The following is an 18523-nucleotide window of genomic DNA, read 5'->3' as shown; positions in this document are numbered from 1 at the left end:
TCACTCATTCGGAGACAACGATCACGTCCCAAGGCGGTGCAGGCGGATCAGCCGGGCGGCGGGTCCCGCCGGAAGAGTGATTCGGAGGTGGTCGTCGGCCAGGTCGAGCTTCGTCGGCAGGTCGGCCGGGAACAGCACGTCAGCAGTCCGCCAGACTCCAGGCAGCGGTACGTCGACAGTCGTGGGACCGTCACCGCGGCACCAGACCGCCAGCAGGGCGGTCTCATCCGCAACCAGCGCCAGGGCCAGCTGGTCGTCGTACCAGCCGGGGAGGCCGAGCGGCCAGTGTGGCTCGGCCTTCGCGATGAGTGAGCGGTGTTCCTTGTACGTCGAGACTGCGGCGGCGACTCGGGCGAGCTGCTCGGCGTCCATCTCGTCGGGGCGACCGGACAGGTGGATCCGGCCAAGGAGTGCGTTCACCAAGGCGAACGACGCTTCTTCCGGCGTGTGCACCGGACGCGGATAGGCCCACACCGCGCCCTGCTCGGGAGTGACCGCGCTCGGTGCGGCGGCGGCGATCGGGGCGTAGGCGAGGAGGTCGACCTGGTCGCTGGTGGAGTGCAAGGTCATCCGGGCGAGCATCGCGTAGTCGGGTCGCATGCCGCCGGACGCGCAGCTCTCGAGGACCAGCCCTGGATGGCGGTCGAGGAGATCGTCGAGCCAGGACAGGTAGGCGCGATTGTGGCCGAGCAGGCCGGCTCCGGGTGCTTCGCCGAGGGCGTCGGTGCCGGGCAGGTTGATGTTGTAGTCGAGCTTGAAGTAGCCGACACCGAACTGCGCGATCAGTCCGTCCACCACCGCGTCCATCCGCTTGCGGACGGCCGCTGACCGGAAGTCGAGGTGGTAGCGGCCGGTCTCCGCGATCCGGCGGCCGTCCCGCCAGAAGAACGCGTCCGGCGGCAGCTGTTCGGCGATCTCGCTCCGAACCCCGACCACCTCGGGTTCCAGCCACAGGCCCGGCACCAGGCCGGCGTCATGGATCTCCTGAATCGTCTTGCCGAGGCCGTCCGGGAAGCGGACCTGCGACGGCTCCCAGGCCCCGACCGTGTCCCACCAGCCCGAGTCATCGGCGTACCAACCGGCGTCGATCACGAAGTACTCCGCGCCGACCTCGGCCGCAGCCTTGATCAGCGGAGTGAGCTTGGCTGCGGACGGATCGCCCCACAGACAGTTCATGTAGTCGTTGAAGATCACCGGCAGATTGGTGTGGTCCGCCTGTGGCCGACGCATCAACCGCCGGTACGACGTGAGCGCGCGCAACCCGTCGTCGAGGCCACCGCGGGTTACTGCGACTGCGACCGGGACTGTGGTGAACGACTCCCCCGGTGCAAGGCGTTGCCGCCACTGGTGCTCGCCGTCGGTGGGACCGGACACCTGCAGGTACAGGTCCTCCTTGAGCCCGCCGAGCTCCCAGTGCCACGCACCTTGGTGTTCGATCTGCCAGGTCCAGGTCAGGCCGTCGGTGACGTTCTCGACCGCACCCATCGGCAGGAGCTCGGCACCTGACCAGCTGCCGAGACCGGTCGCGGCGAAGCGGTCCTTCGCCTGCCCCGATCCCAGGATGCTGACCAGACCGGCCTGCTCGGGACTCAGCACCTGCCAACGCAGCTCCGCACACCACGAGTTCCGCGCCTGATGGATCCGGGTGCCGGCTCTCAGTCCGCCGCCGAATCCCGCCAGCGCGAGGGACGCGAGGTAGGTCAAGGTGAGTTCGCCGGTACCTCGGTTGATCACGGTGGTCGTTGCGCGCAGCACCGACGTACCGGCCCAGCTCTCGATCCGGCTCACTGTCTCGAGGACCGCGGAGGCCTGCCGGACGACCAGCACTTCGTTGCCCGCAGCATCCGCCTGCTCGGCGGCCTCGATCAGCCGGAGGTCGTCGGCCGCGGCGTAGGTGCGGTGCCGCGTGCCGGGTGGCTCATGGATCCGCCCGTGACCGGACAGGTTCAGCTCGACCAGGTTGACCGCGAGGTCCTCGGTCGGCGGTTGCACACCGGTCGGCCGCAACGAGCAGACCTTGACAGGGGTGGCCGGGTCGACGAGCAGCTCGAGCTCGACGTCACCGGTGGTCCATCGCAACCGGTCCGGCGCGGAATCGTCGATCGGCATGAAAACTCCTTGGAGTGGTGAGTTTGTTCACGCTAACAGGCGCTAGGTCACGATTCGCCCGAATCTCGGCCGAGGTCTTGGCAAGGGTTTTTCTGACGGTTAGTTTAACCGGCACCTCAACCCCTGAGCAGAAGGAGGCACGGCGATGACATCGACGTCGAACGGGGGTCTCTCGCGCCGAGGCTTCCTCGGTCTGGGCATCTCCGCGGGCATGATCACGCTGACGGCTTGTGGCTCGGACAGCGACAAACCCTCCGGTGGCAACGAGCCCGCCGAACTCGTGATGACCGTCTGGGGTGGCGAGAACGACAAGGCGACGTACCAGAAGCGGATCGATCTGCTGGTCGCGAAGTACCCGGAACTGAAGGTGAAGCTGCAGCTGATCCCCAGCGACGGTTACGCCCAGAAGGTGCAGACGATGATCGCGGGCGGCAAGGGCCCGGACATCATGCAGGTGGCCGAGAACGTCAACGTCTACTCCAGCAAGAACCAACTGCTGCCGCTGGACGACCTGGCGAAGAAGGCGAACCTCGATCTCACCCAGCGGTTCGGCTCGATCGGCAAGATCTACAGCTACCAGGACAAGGTGTACGCGATCCCGGACCGCTCCGGCGCGATGATCGTGTACTACAACAAGAAGCTGTTCGAAGCCAAGGGCATCAAGGCACCGACCGCCGACTGGACCTGGGACGACGCCCTCAGCGCCTTCAAGGAACTCACTGTGCCTGGTAAGCAGTGGGGTTACACCGGAGCCGGCTGGTGGGCGCAGTGGTGGAGCTTCGTGTACCAGAACGGCGGCAAGATCATCGATGACGCGGGTAAGCCCGCGGTCGCCACCGACGAGGTGATCGAGGCCCTGCAGTGGGCCGGCGACCTGGTGACGAAGCACGGCGTCGTACCGACTCAGAAGCAGTACGCCGACATGGGTGCCGATGTCGGTGGCGATGCGGCGTTCGCCAGCGGCAAGGCCGCGGTGAACACGACCGGTTTCTGGGCGATCAACGGTCTCTCGAAGGCCACCATCGAGTGGGATATCGCGCCGCTGTGGCGAGGTAAGCAGCAGGCAGTGACCGCGTTCGGCAGCGGCCTGTCCATCTCCCGGACCACCAAGAACCCGGACGCCGCCTTCAAGGCGATCGAGTTCCTGACCTCACCGCCGGCCCAGCAGCAGATCATCGCCACCGGCGAGGACGTGCCGGCCGCCATCGAGGTGCAGAAGAGCGACGCGTTCCTGAAGCCGGCCTGGATGACCAAGCCGGTGAACATGAAGGTGTTCGGCGAGTCGAGTGAGTTCATCTACCGGGCGCCGTTCATCCCGGCCTGGAACGAGATGCAGAAGGCCTTCGACGACGGACTGGCCGACTTCTGGCTCGGCAAGACCGACGCCCGGAGCGCGCTGACCGCGATCCAGGCGAAGCTCGAGTCGGTCGTCAAGCCGGCCTGATGTCGAGGCTGCGGCGCCGGGAGGCGCTCTGGTTCTACCTGTTCGCATCGCCCTGGATCATCGGCTTCGTGGTGTTCCTGCTCGGGCCGATGGTTGCCTCGATCTACTTCTCGCTGACGGACTGGGACTCCTTCACCCCGCCGAAGTGGGTCGGCCTGGACAACTACCGGCGCCTGCTCACCGACGATCCGATCTTCTGGAAGGCGTTGTGGAACACGTTCTACTACGCGGCGATCTCGGTACCGCTCGGTCTGATCCTCGGGTTGTGGCTGGCGAACCTGCTGAACAAGGGGGTCCGGATGCGCAAGCTGTTCCGGACGCTGATCTACCTGCCGACGCTGGTTCCGTTGGTCGCGACCGCGATGATCTTCAAGATGGTGCTCGCGCCGTCCGGCCCGCTGAACGATCTGCTCGGTGTGGTCGGCATCCCCGGTCCGTCCTGGCTGCTGGAGGCGGCGTGGGTGAAACCCGCGCTGATCCTGTTGTCGGTCTGGGGCGCCGGCGGCGCGACCGTCTTGTTGCTAGCGGCAATGAAAGGCATCCCACGGGAGCTGTACGAGGCGGCTGAGGTGGACGGCGCCAGCTCGCTCCGGCAGTTCTGGAGCATCACGGTTCCGCAGCTGACACCGATCATCTTCTTCAACCTGATCATGGGGCTGATCGGCGCCTTCCAGGTGTTCTCCCAGGTCTACATCCTGACCAAGGGTGGGCCGAACAACGCCAGCCAGACAATGGTTCCGCTGTTGTTCGACCAGGCCTTCTCCTTCTACCACTTGGGCTATGCGTCCGCCCTGTCGTGGCTGCTCTTCGCCGTGATCATGGTTTTCACCCTGATCGCGTTCCGGAGCGCACGGCGCTGGGTCTTCTACGAGACGGAGGTCCGGTAGATGTCGGTCCGTGCGTTCCGCGCTACACCGTTCAGCTACGCGACGCTGATCATTGTCTCGGCGGTGCTGTGTGTGCCGTTGGTGTTCGTGGTGTCGATCGCGTTGTCCAGTGATCAGACGGTGAACGCGAACACCTTCACGATCATCCCGCGCGAGTTCCACTGGGAGAACTTCACGCGGGTGTTCAGCACCGAGTTGCCGATGCAGCGGTTCTTGCTGAACTCGGTGATCATCTCGGTCGGGGCGGTGGCTGGGCAGGTGCTGTCCAGCGGTCTGGTCGGGTATGCGTTCGCGCGGTTGCGGGCGCCCGGGAAGAACGGGCTGTTCCTGATCGTGATCGCGACGATGATGATTCCGGCGCAGATCACGATGATCCCGCAGTTCATCCTGTTCAAGGAGCTCGGCTGGGTGAACACGTTCCTCCCACTGATCGTGCCGAACTTCTTCTCGAATGCGTTCAACGTCTTCCTGGTCCGGCAGTTCGTGTCCCGGCTGCCGAGCGAGATCGACGAGGCGGCGATGGTGGACGGGCTCGGCTTCTTCGGCATCTACCGCCGGATCATGCTGCCGATGCTCGCCCCGGTGCTGATCGCGATCGGCATCTTCACCCTGACCGCCACCTGGGGTGATTTCATGGGGCCGCTGATCTACCTCAACGACGAGTCCAAGATGCCGCTCGCGCTCGGCGTGCAGTACATCACCAGTACGTCGCAAGCCCTGCAGGCGCCGCCCTGGAACCTGGTGATGGTCGGGTCGATCCTGCTCACGCTGCCGATGATCCTGGTCTACTACCTCGGGCAGAAGTACCTGTACGAGATGGACATCAGCGGCGGTAGCGCGGGGGTCAAGTGACCACCGTCAAGATGGATGCCCAGGGCATCGAGATCGACGGCCGGTCGCAGGTCCTGCTGTGCGCGTCGCTGTTCTACTTCCGCCTGCCGCGGGAGCAGTGGCGCGCCCGGCTCGATCAGGTCCGCGCATCCGGCTACACCTGCGTGGACGTCTACCTGCCGTGGAACTTCCACGAACTCGCTCCCGGGCGCTGGGACTTCGAGGGGCGTCGCGATGTCGCGGCGTTCCTCGATCTGGCCGCGGAAGCCGACCTGAAGGTGATCGCGCGGCCCGGACCGTACATCTGTTCGGAGTGGGACGGCGGTGCGCTGCCGGCCTGGCTGGGGCTCGATCCCGAGCTTCAGGTTCGGCAGAACGAACCGCACTTCCTCCAGCAGGTGGCGGCCTGGTTCGACCAGGTGTTGCCGATCTTGGCCGAGCGCCAGCATTCGGCGGGCGGCCCGGTGATCATGGTTCAGCTGGAGAACGAGCTCGACTTCTTTGACTGCACGGACCGCCCGGGTTACCTGACCGCCTTACGGGACCTGGCGCTCGGGCATGGCATCACGGTGCCGCTGATCGCTTGTGCGGGACAGGGTGATCTCTTCGGCGCCACCGGTGACGTGGCGGGCGTCGTACCGGCGTGCAATTTCTACCCCGATGACGACTCGCCACACATTGAGGCCGAGGTACGGCGTTATCGGGATCTGCTCGCCGAGCGCGATCTCCCGCTGCTGGTGACCGAGACGAACCGGCGGCACCGGACACTGCGCCGGCTGCTGGTGTCCGGTGCCACGCTGATCGCGCCGTACCTGCAATCGTCCGGCTGGAACTTCGGCTACACGCCATCGGCGGGCAACTGGGGTGACCCCGGCAACTTCATGACGCACTGGTACGACTTCGGCGGGTACGTTTCGCCGACCGGCCAGGAGCGGCCCGAGTACGCCGAAGCGCAGGTCCTGACCCGGGTGATCGACGTACTGGGGCCGCGACCGGCCGTCGCCAAGCCGGCCGTTGAGGTGCTGACGGACTTTCCGACCAGCTCGGCGATCGGCGCGCTGAGGCTCAGTGGCGGTGGTCAGGTGATCGCGGTACCGAATCTCGGTCTGGTCGATGGACACGCGACCGTGGCCGGGGTGCGGGTCGAGGTTGCGGCCGGCGCCTGCCCGCTGATGCCGGTCGGGCTGCCGCTCGGTTCGGAGCACACACTCACACTGGCGTCGGCAGACCTGGTCAGCGCCACGGACGGCGAGCTGGTGTTCTCGTCCGCCGTACCGGTGACCGTCGTCATCGACGACACCACGGTCGTGGTGCCGGTCGGCAAGCGAGTGACGGTCGCAGACCTCGAGCTCGTCGTGCTGGGCCCGGCCGAAGCTGCCAGGGAGCCGGTCGGTGCAGCGACAGACGTGACTTCGGTACGCCGTCGTTCGGGTCAGGCGCCGGCTGCCGTTGCCGGTGACTACGAGGTGCCACCGTCGCTCGAATCGCTTGGCGTCTTTCGGGGGCGCGGCACGTACAGCGCGACGACGGATCTGACCGGCATCGACGAGCTGCTGGTGGTCGGGGCCGCCGACATCGTCGATCTGACGATCGGGGGCGCGGTCCGGCCGCCGATGGTGACGTTCGGTGCGAATCGGCGGATCGACGTACGAGAGTTGAGCGGGCAGGTCCCGATCGAGGCGGCCGTCGAGATCTGGGGGCATGCGAACTTCGACGACACCCGGCTGCCCGCGCTGAGGCTCGGCGCCCTGCGCGGTCTCGGCACCGTTTGGAGGATCAACGCCGTACAAGACGTGTCGGCGTTGTGGACGGTCGGCGGTCACTGGGCCGGGCGGCCGGCGCCAGTTCGTGGGCTCGGTGGTTGGAGCAGTACGCGAGGTGGTGAACGCGTCACCTACACCCGGCTGGTCCACTCCCCCACCGCCGCGGCGCTGCTGCTGCGCGGCCTGGACGAGCCCGCGTTCGTCCGGATCGACAGCGCAGAACCGGCGACTGTCTCGGCGGAGAACCCGTGGGTCCTGCTGCCGGCCGGGTCCAGCCAGGTCGCCGTGACGCTGCCGCACGACCCGAGCCGTCCTGGTCTCGGCGCCGAACTGCTGACACTGACTCCGGTGACCGGGTGGTCTTGCACCGCCCAGGACGACGAGTTGCTGACCGCCTTCGCGGTCTCCGCCAGCCCCGGCTTCGAGTTCGAGCTGCCACTCGAACTCGAAGCCGGCGAGGAGGCTTGGCTCGACGTGGACCTGCCCGCCGCTGAGTCGGGTCATGTGCTGAGGTTCGAGGGCAGCCAGCTCCGGGTGACCGCGTGGTCCGGCGGTGAGTGCATCGGCCGGGTCTGGCTGGGCGACCGGCCCGCGTTCTCGGGCGGCGATCCGGACCGGCTCTGGATCCCGCCTGGCTGGTCGGGACTCACCTTGCTAGTGCGCGGTGTTGACGGCACTGGCACGCCTGCTTTGCGTACGCTACGGCTGGAGCCACCGACCGACTGAGGGGAGACCTGGTGCCACGGCAGACCTCCCATGACCTGCGCAACGAGAGCCGGTTCGAGGTACTCCATGCGTTGTTCACGCTCGGCCCGTCGACGCGGCAGGAGCTCACCCGGCACACCGGGCTGAGCCCCGCCACGGTGGCGACGCTCGTGAACGAGTTCCTGGCGGCCGGCGTACTGCGGATCGCGACGGTGGAACGCCGTACCGTCGGACGCCCGTACGAGCGGCTCAGCATCGACCCGGACCGCGGGCGGATCGTCGGTGTCGACGTGGCCGAGACCTATGTCGACGCGACCGTGTTCGACCTGAAACTCGGCCCGCTCGGGAACAGCGCGATCACCCTCGACGAACACAAGAACGACCCCGCGTACGTCGTGGACGGCATCGTCACCGCCACCCAGAACGCGCTGGCGACCGTCGATGCCGATCCGGCCGAGCTGATCGGAGTCGGCGTCAGCATGCCCGGCCAGGTGCAGCCGGACTCCGGTGTCTCGGTGTTCGCGCCGAACTGGCAATGGCACGACGTACGGATCGAGGAACTGCTGGAGAACCGGCTGGGCATCTCCGTGTACGTCGACAATCCGCTCAAGGCGATCACGCTGGCAGAGATGTGGTTCGGCGTCGGCCGGGTCACGGACACGATGGCCGTGGTCAACCTCGGGACCGGGGTCGGCGCCGGGCTCGCGATCGAGGGCACGCTGATCCGCGGCGCGACCAACAACGCCGGCGAGTGGGGACACACGCTGCTGCAACTGGACGGCCGCGAATGCCGGTGCGGGCGGCGCGGTTGCGTCGAGGCGTACCTCGGCGTCCACGGCCTGGAGATGACGCTGGCCGAGATCGACCCCGATCATCCGGCCCTTCAGCAGTTGCTGCAGCCCGGGTTCATCGACGCCGTCGCGGAGGGGCTTGCGGCGGGCGACGCGGCGGTGGCCGAGCTTGTCGACCGCACCGCGCACTACCTGGCGGCGGCACTCGGCGACCTGGTCAATCTGCTGAACGTTTCCTACCTGACGTTGACCGGCTGGACGACCGCCGCGATCGGGCAGTGGCTGATCCCGGCCGTCCACCGCGAGCTGCCCGGGCATGTCCTGCCTGGGTCGTTGCCCGGACTGGTCGTCGAGGCGTCGGCGGTGCCCGGGAATCCGGTCGCGCTCGGAATGGCCGCGTTCACTCTCGAGCAGTACCTGGGCAAGCTCGGGGTCCCTGGTCCTGCGAGTGCCCTTCGCCCCCGCCGTCAAGGGGTGTCCGGATCCGGCCAGGATCGAGCCTCGACAGGCCGTTGACCAGCCCGGTCACCGAGGGTCAGACTCCAGTACTCATTGATGGAAAGCGGTTGCCAGACATCTGGTGTGGCAACCTCGTCCGCGCCCCCGGAGTCAGCCATGAGAAATCCGCTTCGCCCTTTGTCAGTTCTCGTCACGGCCGCTGTGCTGCTGACCGGATCACTCCAACCCGCCCAGGCAGCCCCAGCTGCCGACTGTGGCACCGGCACCTTCCATGCGGAGGTGACCGGTAGCGGCAGTAGCTGGACTGCCCGCCGCGGTACCAGCACCGTCTACACCGGCTCCAGCATGCAGGCCGCCATGCAAGCCGGCGTCAACTCGCTCACCGCCGGTCGCACCACCAAACAACGCGTCGTCGTTCGTGGATCCGGCTCCATCGGCGCGGGCACCCGGGTGTCGCTGCCCAGCTACACCGCACTGGACGTCTGCGGCACCATCAACGTCACCGGCACCGGATCCGGTGACATGGCGCCCGTGTACAGCCGGGGCACGCGCGACATCGAGATCCAGCACCTCAACCTGACCGGTGCGCCCATCTACGGCATCTTCCTGCGCAACGTCACGAACGTGATCATCGACGCGGTCGACATGCGGCTGTCCAGCGGGCTCGGCATCCGGATCGACAACCGCGGCGACACCAGCCAGTGGACCCGCAACGTGCGCATCAACACCGTCTTCGTCTCCGGAGCCGGCAGCCACGCGGTAGAAACGTACGGCGTCGACGGCATCACCATCGGCACCATCACCGCACGCAACGTCCGCGAGTCCGGACTGCTGCTCAACCAGACCATCAACGCGACCGTCGGCACCGTCGACGCGGACAACGCCGGCGCCGGCACCGGCTACGCAGCCTTCCGGATGGCCAACAACAACGGCCAGATCGGCTCCAGCTACCCCACCAACATCCGCGTCGGCACGGTGATCGCGCGCCGCGGCGGCCGCGGCATCTTCTGCGTCTCCCGCAGCGGCGGCGCAGTGATCGACCGGGTCACCATCGAGAACACCGGCAACAACGCCGTACTGATCGAGAACTGCTACAACGTCACCCTGGCCGGCGTCAGCGGAACCGTCACCGGCGGCGGCGAGATCCGCCTGGCCGCCCGCACCGAGTTCCCCAACAACCGCGACATCTTCATCCAGAACCTGACCGTCCGCGACTCCCGCATCACCGAGAACCCCTGCGGCACCAACACCATCTTCCGCAACCTCACCCTGATCAACACCCCCACCACCATCTGCAGCTGACACCCCGCTCCCTCATCCGGCCGAACCTCGTACACCTACTGGGAACCCCCGGCTCTGGCAATTCGAGGGGATATCCGCGGAAGTTGCCCCTTCTCCCCTCGAATTTTGAACGGAGAACCAGCACATTGCGGGGATATCCCCCTCAATGTGCTGGGGTGCAGCAGCCGGCTGACAGACGAGGTGGCTGGGGTGGGCGCCTGGTCGGGGTGCTGTACCCGCAACGTCCGAAGGACACGCGCACCTGGTCTCCGAATCGTCGGACGTTGTGACGGGAACGCCGGCAATCACCCGCACAGCGGACAGGAGAAGGGGTATCCGTTCAATGTGCTGGTTCTCCGGTCGAATAACGAGGGGAGAACCGGCAATCTGAGCGGAGATCCCCTGATTTTCCGCGCGACCGCCACAGCCCGGGGGGCCAGTTGCGGGGATATCCCTCGAACTGGGGGGTTGCCCATTGAAAATTTCAGGGGGCAACCCTCCAACTCGACGGGCAACCCGGGCTGCGTGGACGGCCGGTCGGGCGGGTTAGGTGGCTTGGATCATTAGCCAGCTGAGCTGGATGTCGGGTGATCGGGTCGGGGCGATGGTGACGGTGATCTTGCCGTCGGCGCCGACCACGACACCGCCGTATGCCGCGGCTTCGTTGGTGCCGGTGAACAGTCGCTGCTGGTCGACGACGGCACCGTTGATCGTCACCTGGGCGGCGCGGTTGGCCCACGGCCACGGATCGAAGTAGCCCGCGTGGACGGTGTAGCTTCCGGGTGCGAGACCGCCGAAGGTGTAGACGAGCGGCTCGTGATTCTTCGCGTACCGCAGGGTGCTGTAGAGATCGCCGTTCGCCGGACCGGCCGGCGCACTGTCACCGGTGTAGCCCCACGTCTGCCCGGTCGCCGGATCCGTTCCCAACGGTTGCTCGGGGGTCGAGTTCAGCAACGAGCCTGCCCGCGTCAGCACCTGCCAATCCGACGTAGCGATTCCACCGGCATTGACGGCGTACCGCAGACCGCTCGGTACGACGACGATCGAGCGGGTGAACGTCCGGCCGTCGGCCAGCGTGCCGCGCAGACTCGCCGTCCCTGGCTTCGCCACACTCGCGGCGTCCCAGGTCACGCCCACCGACGCCACCCGCTTCCCCGTCCGCACCGACACCTTCGCCGGCAGCGAGCTCGTGTCACCAAGCTGAACGCTTTCCGGCAACGGGGTCTCGATCGTCCAGCGCCGGTACGACGCGAGGTCGTCGAGCTTCCACTCCGTGTCCGGACCGATCGACAGGCTGCCGCCTTCGCCGAACGACATCGGCATCCAGACGTACGGCGCGTTCGCGAGATCGCTCGGTGTCCAGCGATCCCCCATGTAGACGAACTTGTTGCGCTTGGCATCGATCGGGATCACGTTGGTGCTTTGCGAGCGGTAGGTGTTCGCGGCTCCCGGGCCGGTGATCGGGTTGCCCTGGTCGGCGTACTGACCGAGGATCGTGCTGGAGGTCGCGTAGCGCGCCGGGTTCGGATCCCAGCCCGTGGCCCCGGACGTCACCAGGTAGTACCGGCCCTCGGACTTGAACATCGCCGGCGCCTCACGCTGGTTGCAGGCCAGTGTGCGGACGAAATCCTTACCCTGTACGGCGTTCTCGGGGTTCGCCGACAGGTAGGTGTAGTCGCGGTTGAGCTTCGAGATGTACATCGTCCGGTTCTCCTCGGACGAGTAGATGATGTACGCCTTGCCGTCGTCGTCGACGTACAGGTTCATGTCCCGCGCCATCCCACCGGCCGGGTCGAACGCGGACGACGTACCGCACCACGGCACCGAATCGCTCGGCACCCGGTTCAGCCGGTAGGAATCGATCCAGCGGAACGGGCCCGTCGGCGAATCCGCGATCGCCACTCCGGCTTCGGCTCGCGCGTAGGTCGACGTACTGGTCGGTGACGACGGTCCGTCGGAGTGCACCCACATGATCCACTTGCGGGTGGCCTGGTTGTAGATCACCTTCGGCCGCTCGAGGATCGACGGCCGCGCCCAGCCGTCCGTCCGCGTCTGGTTCGTGGACAGGTCGCGCCAGACGATCTCTCTCTGCACGGGCGTGTACTTCTTGTAGAGCTTGCTGAAGTACGGGTCGGTCGAGAACTGGTCCGGTGAGCTCATCGCCCGCAGCGCGAGGCCCTCGTCCTTCCAGTTGTAGAGGTCGTACGACGAATACGCGTGCACGCCCGGGCTGTCGAAATAGCCCTTGCTGCGATCTTCGCCGTACCAGTACCACATCCGCCGGCCGCGGTGATCGGTCGCCGGCACGACCTGCCCACCATGCGCCTGAATCACCTTGCCGCTCGTGTCGAGCCACTCGGCGCCAGGCCGGAACGATTCGTACGCCGGTGCCGCCGTCGCAGCGACCGCGGTTGGGCTCAGCAGGGCGAGCGCCGCGCCGAGCACCACCAGTGGTCTGAACAGTTTCATCCGATTCTCCTCACGATTCGGGCAAGCTGAGCCTGGGAGTTCGTCTGCACAACCCACAACGCACAGCCGGGCACAATGGCTAGACCAACCAACGGAGCCTGACTGACAATGACCAGCGCCACGGCGAGTACGCCCAGCGACAGCAAACTCAGTCCCCACCCCCGCACCCCGCTGTAGATCGCGAGTCGGACGGGTGCCCCTGCGAGAGCGTTGAGCGCGGTGACAGCGACCAGCAACAGCAACACAACCAGCGGTGGTACGGCGGCTGGGAGCGAGGTGGCGAGCATCTTGATGTCCACCACCAGTACGCCGATCAGGCTGCCCGCGACGACTGCGATCAGCAGCGACCGGCGGGCGCGCGACCGCATCAGGCGGAAGAGCTTGGTCAGTGGCGGACGTGGGTCGTCGTCGGCGTAGTACCCGAAGGCAGCGGCGACGGCCGGCGCCAGCGGTAAGGCCAGCAGGCCGAAGAAGATCGGGTACTGCCAAGGGTTGGCCACCAGGCTGAGCGCGAGCATCAGGGGTGCACCGGCCAGCGCCAGCAGCAGGTTGACCGCGAGGACCCGATGCGCGAACGACCAGAGCGTCTCCCAGAGATCCGCCCGGACGTTCACCCGGGCCAGCGGCGACGCCATCACTTCAGCCCGCTTGTCGCGATACCCCGGACGAAGTACTTCTGGCCGAGCAGGAAGATCACCAGGATCGGCAGGACGGACAGCACCGATCCGGTCATGATCATCGCGTACTCGGCGTCGTACAGGCCGACGAACGAACGCAGACCGAGCTGGATCGTCCACAGCTTGTTGTCGGTCAGGTAGATGAACGGGCCCATGTAGTCGTTCCAGGTGTTGACGAAGGTGAGCAGGGCCAGGCTCGCCAGCGCAGGTTTCGACAGCGGCAGGATGATGCGCGCCCAGATGCCGTACTCGCTCAGCCCGTCGAGGCGCGCAGCCTCGCTCAGCTCATCGGGAATCGTCAGGTAGTACTGGCGCATCAGGAAGACCCCGAAGGCACTGAACGCCTGCAGCAGGATCAGCGACAGATGCGTGTTCACCAGGCCGGCCTTCTCCATGATCACGTACTGCGGCACCATGTACGCCTGCCACGGCACCGCGATCGTCCCGATATAGGCCAGGAACAGCACGTCCCGGCCAGGGAACCGCACCTTGGCGAACCCGTACGCGGCGAAGCTCCCGGTCAGCACCTGCAACGCGGTGATCGTCACGCTCAGGAAGACGGAGTTCCGCAGATAGGTGAGCAGCGGGACCCGCTCCCAGATCGTCACGAAGTTGCTCCAGTGGAACTCGACCGGGATCCACCGCACCGGCACCGAGAACACCTCGGCATCCAGCTTCAGCGACGACGACACCATCCACGCGAACGGCACCAGCACCGCCACCGACAACCCAACCAGCAGCACATAGGCGAGCGCCCGCCGTACCGATGCGGTCATGTCTCGTTCCTTTTCTGCAGGCGGAACTGGACGATGGTGATCGTCAGGACGATCACGAACAGCACCATCGACACCGCGGACGAGTAGCCGAACCGGCCTTGCACGATGCCTTCGCGGTAGATCACCTGCGACAGCACCAGCGTGGCGCGGCCCGGACCGCCTTCGGTCATCACCTGGATCAGGTCGAACACCTTGAAACTCGAGATCGTCAGCATGATCAGCACGAAGAACGTCGTCGGCCGCAGCCCCGGCAGGGTGATGTACCGGAACCGCTGCCAGCCGGTCGCCCCGTCCACCTCGGCAGCCTCGTAGAGCTCAGCGGGAATCGTCTGCAACCCGGCCAGGTAGAGGATCATGTAGTAGCCGAGATCACGCCAGACACTCGCCACGATGACGGCCGGCATCGCCCACGTCGTCGAGGTGGTCCACCCCGGCGGGTTGTCGATGCCGATCGCCCGCAGGAACTGGTTGACCGGGCCGAGATCCGGGCTGAGCAACATGTTCCAGACCACGGCCACAGCGACCAGCGAAGTGATGTAGGGAAAGAACAACGCGGTCCGGAAGAACCGCACACCCTTCAACTTCTGGTTCAGCAGTACGGCGAACCCGAGCGCGGCGGCCAGTGTCAGCGGCACGTGCCCGACCGCGTAGTACGCCGTGTTGCGCAGCGCCGTCCAGAAGTTGTCGTTGTGGATCATCCGCTCGAAGTTGTCCAGCCCGACCCAGCGCGGCGTGCTGTACGAATCCCAGTCGAGGAAGGACAACGCGAGCGAAGCGATCACCGGGATCAGGGTGAGCGCGGCGAACCCGAGGAAGTTCGGCAGGATGAAACTCCAGCCGATCCAGGTCCGGCTCCGGCTCCGCCGCCGCGTGGCCGGGGCCTGCGCGGGGGCGGACATAGTGGCGGTCACGGGTCAGCCGACCTCGTTCTTGACCCGCTTGGACATCTCGGCCAGGCCGTCGTCGAGCGACTTCTGCCCGGTCATGATCAGCTCGTGCTGTTCGGTCAGGATCTGGTCGACGTCGGAGGACTTGTCGCTGACCGGCATCTCCAGTACGACGTTGTCGGGCTTGAACGCCTTCTTGGCGACGTCGCCGTTCGGTACGCCCGGCAGCGCGAAGTACGTGTCGAGGATCTGCTGGCTCTGCAGCGACGGCGTCACGCCTGCCTTGGCGACCGCGGTCGCACCGGCTTCACTCGAGGCCCATTCGACGAACTTCTTCGCGGCCTCGGAGTGCTTGGACTTCTTGTTCACCGCGAACGCGGTCGGCGAGCCGAAGGTGGTCACCTTGCCGTCCGCCTTGAGCTGCGGCAGCGGCGCCACTCCCCACTCGACCTTCGTCTTGCCGGACTTCGTGTCGGCCAGCAGGGTGGCGGCGTACCAGGTCCCCATCGGCAGCAGCGCGGCCTTGCTGGTGGAGAACATCGTGTTGTACGAGACCTTCTGGCTGGACGCGGTTGCCCACGGCAACAGTACGCCGCTCTGCTGGAGCCCGAGCGTCATCGCATACTGGTCCTTCATGAAGTTGTAGTCGCCACCCAGCAGGTTGCCACCGGTCTGCGCGGCCGAAGTCGCCTGCACGATCGAACGCCAGGTGTGCTGGTAGGCGCCGTACTGCTTGTTCGCGCCGTCGCCCTTGGTCAGGCTCTTGGCCAAGGCTGCGTAGTCGGCCCAGGTCAGGTTCTGCAGCTTCGACTCGGGGACGCCGGCTTCCTTCAGCATGGTCTTGTTGTAGTAGAGCACCCAGAAGTCCTGCCGGTAGGGCAGCGCGAAGTACTTGCCCTCGAGGTCGTAGGCCTTCAGGCCCGAGTACTTCGCGGGGTCGAGCTTGGCCGCTTCGTCCGTGAGCGGCAGCAGCTGACCGCGAGTGCCGAACCGCGAGTAGTCGATGACGTTCTTCATCGTCAGTACGTCGGTGGTGTCGCCACCGGCGAGCATCGTGGTGACCTTCTCGGCGTAGTCGTCGGCGAGGATGTCCACCGGCTCGACCTTGATCTCGGGGTTGGCCGCCTGGAACCCGTCGATGATCGCCTTGAACTCCGGCGTGGTGGCGTAGTTCCAGAGTGCGATTTTGATGGTCTGCGGCCCGTCGGCGGCCGGCTCCGGCGAGCTGCCGCCGCAGGCCGTGAGCAGCGCCAGCGCTGCCGCGCCGGCCAGGGTGGTGACGAGGTGTCGCCTCACAACGATCTCCTTGACTTTCGGTACTGCGGAAACTGGGATTCAGGCGGTCAGCGGGCTAGGCAGTCAGGGGGCTAGGCAGTCAGTGGCTAGGCGGTCAGGGGGAAGGCATCGGCCGTGATTTGGCCGCGGACGGGTTCACCGGCCACCCAGCGGGTGAGTTCGGCGAGCATGTGATCGGTGAGGCGATGGATCTCGGTGCCGAGCGAGCCGGCGATGTGCGGCGTGACCATCACGTTCGGGACTGCGCGCAGCGGGGACTCGGCGGGCAGCGGTTCGGGGTCGGTGACGTCGAGGATCGCGAACAGCCGGCCGGTGCGGCACTCGGCTGCGAGCGCGGCCGAGTCGACCAGGCTCCCCCGTGCCGTGTTCACCACCGTCGCGTGGTCCGGCAGCTGCGCGAGCTCGGCGGCGCCGATCATCTGGTGGGTGCTCGGCAACTCGGGCGCGTGCAGCGACAGCACATCGGAGCGGGACAGCACCTCGTCGAGGTCCACCAGTTGCGCGCCGGCGGCGGCCACGGCGGCCGGGTCGGCATGTGGATCGGCGACCAGGACGGTCGCGCCTTCGAGGGTTCGGAGCAGATCGACGACCCGGCGGCCGATCCGCGAGAAGCCGACGACCCCGATCGTGCGCTGGAAGTTCGAGAGGTCTCCGAAGCCCTGCGGGCGGGACCAGCCCTGGTACGCCGTACTGGCATCTGCTGCCAGAAAGGGTGCCTTCTTGCCTGCGAAGATGATGGCGGCCAGCGTGTACTCGGCGACCGGTACGGCGTTCGCCTCGGCGGCGCTGGTGACGACGAGGTCGCGACTCCAGAGGCTGTTGTCGGCCACCGACCGGATGCTCCCGGCCGCGTGGAAGACCGCCTTGAGCCGGGGCGCCGCGGCGAGCCGCTCCGCCGTCAGCCGGGGTGCACCCCAGGAGGTGACCAGCAGCTCGGCCGTCGCCAGCCGGGCCCGCGCCTGCGGTGAGTCGAGTTCGTCGGTCCAGATCGGATCGGGCAGCGCCACCAAGCTCGCCAGCCGGTCGAGCCGGGCCTGATCGAAATGCGCAGCGAACACCTCGCGATCCATGACGACGAGCGCCTCACGGCGGTAAGCGGTTACCGTTGCTGTCATGTGAACATGAGATGACTAGAGTGTTCAGCTCCTCTACTGCTCGTACAGACTTGCTCGGAAACATTCAGACTCGAACATCGGGGTGAGGCGGGTGTCGGACGATCGACTGTTCGGGGTCCAGCGCCATGAGCGGGTGATGGACGAACTGCGCCGGCACGGCTCGGTGCGGGTCCGCGAGCTCGCGGAGCTGCTCGGTGTCAGCGAGCTGACCATCCGCCGCGACATCTCCGCGCTGGCCGCGCAGAACCTGCTGACCAAGGTGCACGGCGGGGCGACTCTGCCGACCGAACTCGCGCCGGTGGCACGCCGCCGTACCGCTGCTTCACCGCGGTTCACCATCGGCATGGTGGTGCCGTCACTCGACTACTACTGGCCGCCGATCGTCGGCGGCGCCCGCTCGGCCGCCGCCGCTCTGGGCGTGGCGCTCCAGCTCCGCGGGTCGAGCTACGACTGGGCCGAGGACCGCCGTCAGATCATCCGGTTGATCGAAGCCCAGCAGGTGCAGGGGCTGCTGCTCGCACCGAACCTGGAAGGCGCCGACGTCGGCGAGATGATCGACTGGATCGCCAAGCTCCCGGTCCCGGTCATTCTGGTCGAACGGCAACCACCACGCTGGACCCCCACCCAGCACCAGGTCGAGTGGGTCCGCAGCGATCACGCCCTCGGCGTCGAACTCGCCGTACGGCACCTGCACGCCCAAGGCCACCGCAGCCTCGCCCTCCTGCTGTCGAAGGGCAGCCCGACCTCCGCCCACCTCGCCGCCGGCTGGCTCCTGGTCTGCAAGGACCTAGGCATCTCACCCGACCTCGTGATCCGCGAGTCGGTGAACATGGACCAACCACGCCACCGCGACATCGTCGCCCACGTCCTCCACCGCTGCCGCTCAGCCGGCACCACCGCCCTCGTCGTCCACTCCGACCCCGACGCGATGGCAGTCGCCCAGTACTGCGCCGAGCAAGGCATCGCGATCCCGAACCAGCTCGCGATCGTTGCCTACGACGACGAAATAGCCCACCTCGTCGAACCCGCCCTC

General features: G+C 66.8%; 14 protein-coding genes. 7 read left to right on the top strand and 7 right to left on the bottom strand.

The genetic code is table 11. From position 1 onward, the window contains the following. Positions 1 to 21: 21 nt before the first annotated feature. Positions 22 to 2109, bottom strand: a complete 2088-nt coding sequence (locus tag E1261_RS19200) for a glycoside hydrolase family 36 protein (RefSeq protein WP_132408264.1) — start codon at positions 2107 to 2109, stop codon at positions 22 to 24. 145 nt (positions 2110 to 2254) lie between these two features. Here E1261_RS19200 and E1261_RS19195 point away from each other — a divergent pair, with 145 nt between their 5' ends. From E1261_RS19195 to E1261_RS19170, 6 genes are all read left to right on the top strand, one after another. Next, positions 2255 to 3553: an ABC transporter substrate-binding protein gene (locus E1261_RS19195; RefSeq protein ID WP_132408262.1), complete on the top strand. Its 1299-nt coding sequence runs from the start codon at positions 2255 to 2257 to the stop codon at positions 3551 to 3553. Continuing rightward, positions 3553 to 4440, top strand: a complete 888-nt coding sequence (locus E1261_RS19190) for a carbohydrate ABC transporter permease (RefSeq protein ID WP_132408260.1) — start codon at positions 3553 to 3555, stop codon at positions 4438 to 4440. Before E1261_RS19195 ends, E1261_RS19190 begins: the two co-directional genes overlap by 1 nt. Then, positions 4441 to 5292 (top strand): carbohydrate ABC transporter permease, encoded by an 852-nt coding sequence (locus E1261_RS19185; protein ID WP_132408258.1) that lies wholly within the window; start codon positions 4441 to 4443, stop codon positions 5290 to 5292. Continuing rightward, positions 5289 to 7760, top strand: coding sequence for a beta-galactosidase (locus E1261_RS19180; protein WP_238176304.1), 2472 nt, complete (start codon positions 5289 to 5291; stop codon positions 7758 to 7760). Before E1261_RS19185 ends, E1261_RS19180 begins: the two co-directional genes overlap by 4 nt. An 11-nt stretch (positions 7761 to 7771) precedes the next feature. Beyond that, positions 7772 to 9046 carry an ROK family transcriptional regulator gene (locus tag E1261_RS19175; protein WP_165952565.1) on the top strand — a complete coding sequence of 425 codons (1275 nt, stop codon included), beginning with the start codon at positions 7772 to 7774 and terminating at the stop codon, positions 9044 to 9046. A gap of 99 nt (positions 9047 to 9145) precedes the next feature. Further along, positions 9146 to 10291, top strand: a complete 1146-nt coding sequence (locus E1261_RS19170; protein ID WP_132408254.1) for a hypothetical protein — start codon at positions 9146 to 9148, stop codon at positions 10289 to 10291. Between the two features lie 525 nt (positions 10292 to 10816). Here the strand turns inward: E1261_RS19170 and E1261_RS19165 are convergent. From E1261_RS19165 to E1261_RS19140, 6 genes are all read right to left on the bottom strand, one after another. Next, positions 10817 to 12739: a glycoside hydrolase family 43 protein gene (locus E1261_RS19165; protein WP_132408252.1), complete on the bottom strand. Its 1923-nt coding sequence runs from the start codon at positions 12737 to 12739 to the stop codon at positions 10817 to 10819. Continuing rightward, positions 12736 to 13374, bottom strand: coding sequence for a hypothetical protein (locus tag E1261_RS19160; protein ID WP_132408251.1), 639 nt, complete (start codon positions 13372 to 13374; stop codon positions 12736 to 12738). The genes E1261_RS19165 and E1261_RS19160 overlap by 4 nt, the downstream gene beginning before the upstream one ends. Continuing rightward, complete coding sequence (locus E1261_RS19155) at positions 13374 to 14192, bottom strand: carbohydrate ABC transporter permease (protein WP_132408250.1); 819 nt, start codon at positions 14190 to 14192, stop codon at positions 13374 to 13376. Before E1261_RS19155 ends, E1261_RS19160 begins: the two co-directional genes overlap by 1 nt. Further along, positions 14189 to 15103, bottom strand: a complete 915-nt coding sequence (locus E1261_RS19150) for a carbohydrate ABC transporter permease (RefSeq protein ID WP_238176303.1) — start codon at positions 15101 to 15103, stop codon at positions 14189 to 14191. The genes E1261_RS19155 and E1261_RS19150 overlap by 4 nt, the downstream gene beginning before the upstream one ends. Positions 15104 to 15106: 3 nt before the next feature. After that, on the bottom strand, positions 15107 to 16375 hold the full coding sequence (locus tag E1261_RS19145) for an ABC transporter substrate-binding protein (RefSeq protein WP_132408249.1): 1269 nt from the start codon (positions 16373 to 16375) through the stop codon (positions 15107 to 15109). 86 nt (positions 16376 to 16461) lie between these two features. Continuing rightward, positions 16462 to 17490 (bottom strand): hydroxyacid dehydrogenase, encoded by a 1029-nt coding sequence (locus E1261_RS19140; protein ID WP_132408248.1) that lies wholly within the window; start codon positions 17488 to 17490, stop codon positions 16462 to 16464. 91 nt (positions 17491 to 17581) lie between these two features. Here E1261_RS19140 and E1261_RS19135 point away from each other — a divergent pair. After that, positions 17582 to 18523 (top strand): DeoR family transcriptional regulator (locus E1261_RS19135; protein WP_202874831.1); only part of this gene is annotated, 942 nt, incomplete at its 3' end.

Source organism: Kribbella albertanoniae, from assembly GCF_004348455.1.
In the GTDB taxonomy this organism is placed as follows: domain Bacteria; phylum Actinomycetota; class Actinomycetes; order Propionibacteriales; family Kribbellaceae; genus Kribbella; species Kribbella albertanoniae.
This window is presented reverse-complemented; position numbering and strand designations above follow the sequence as displayed.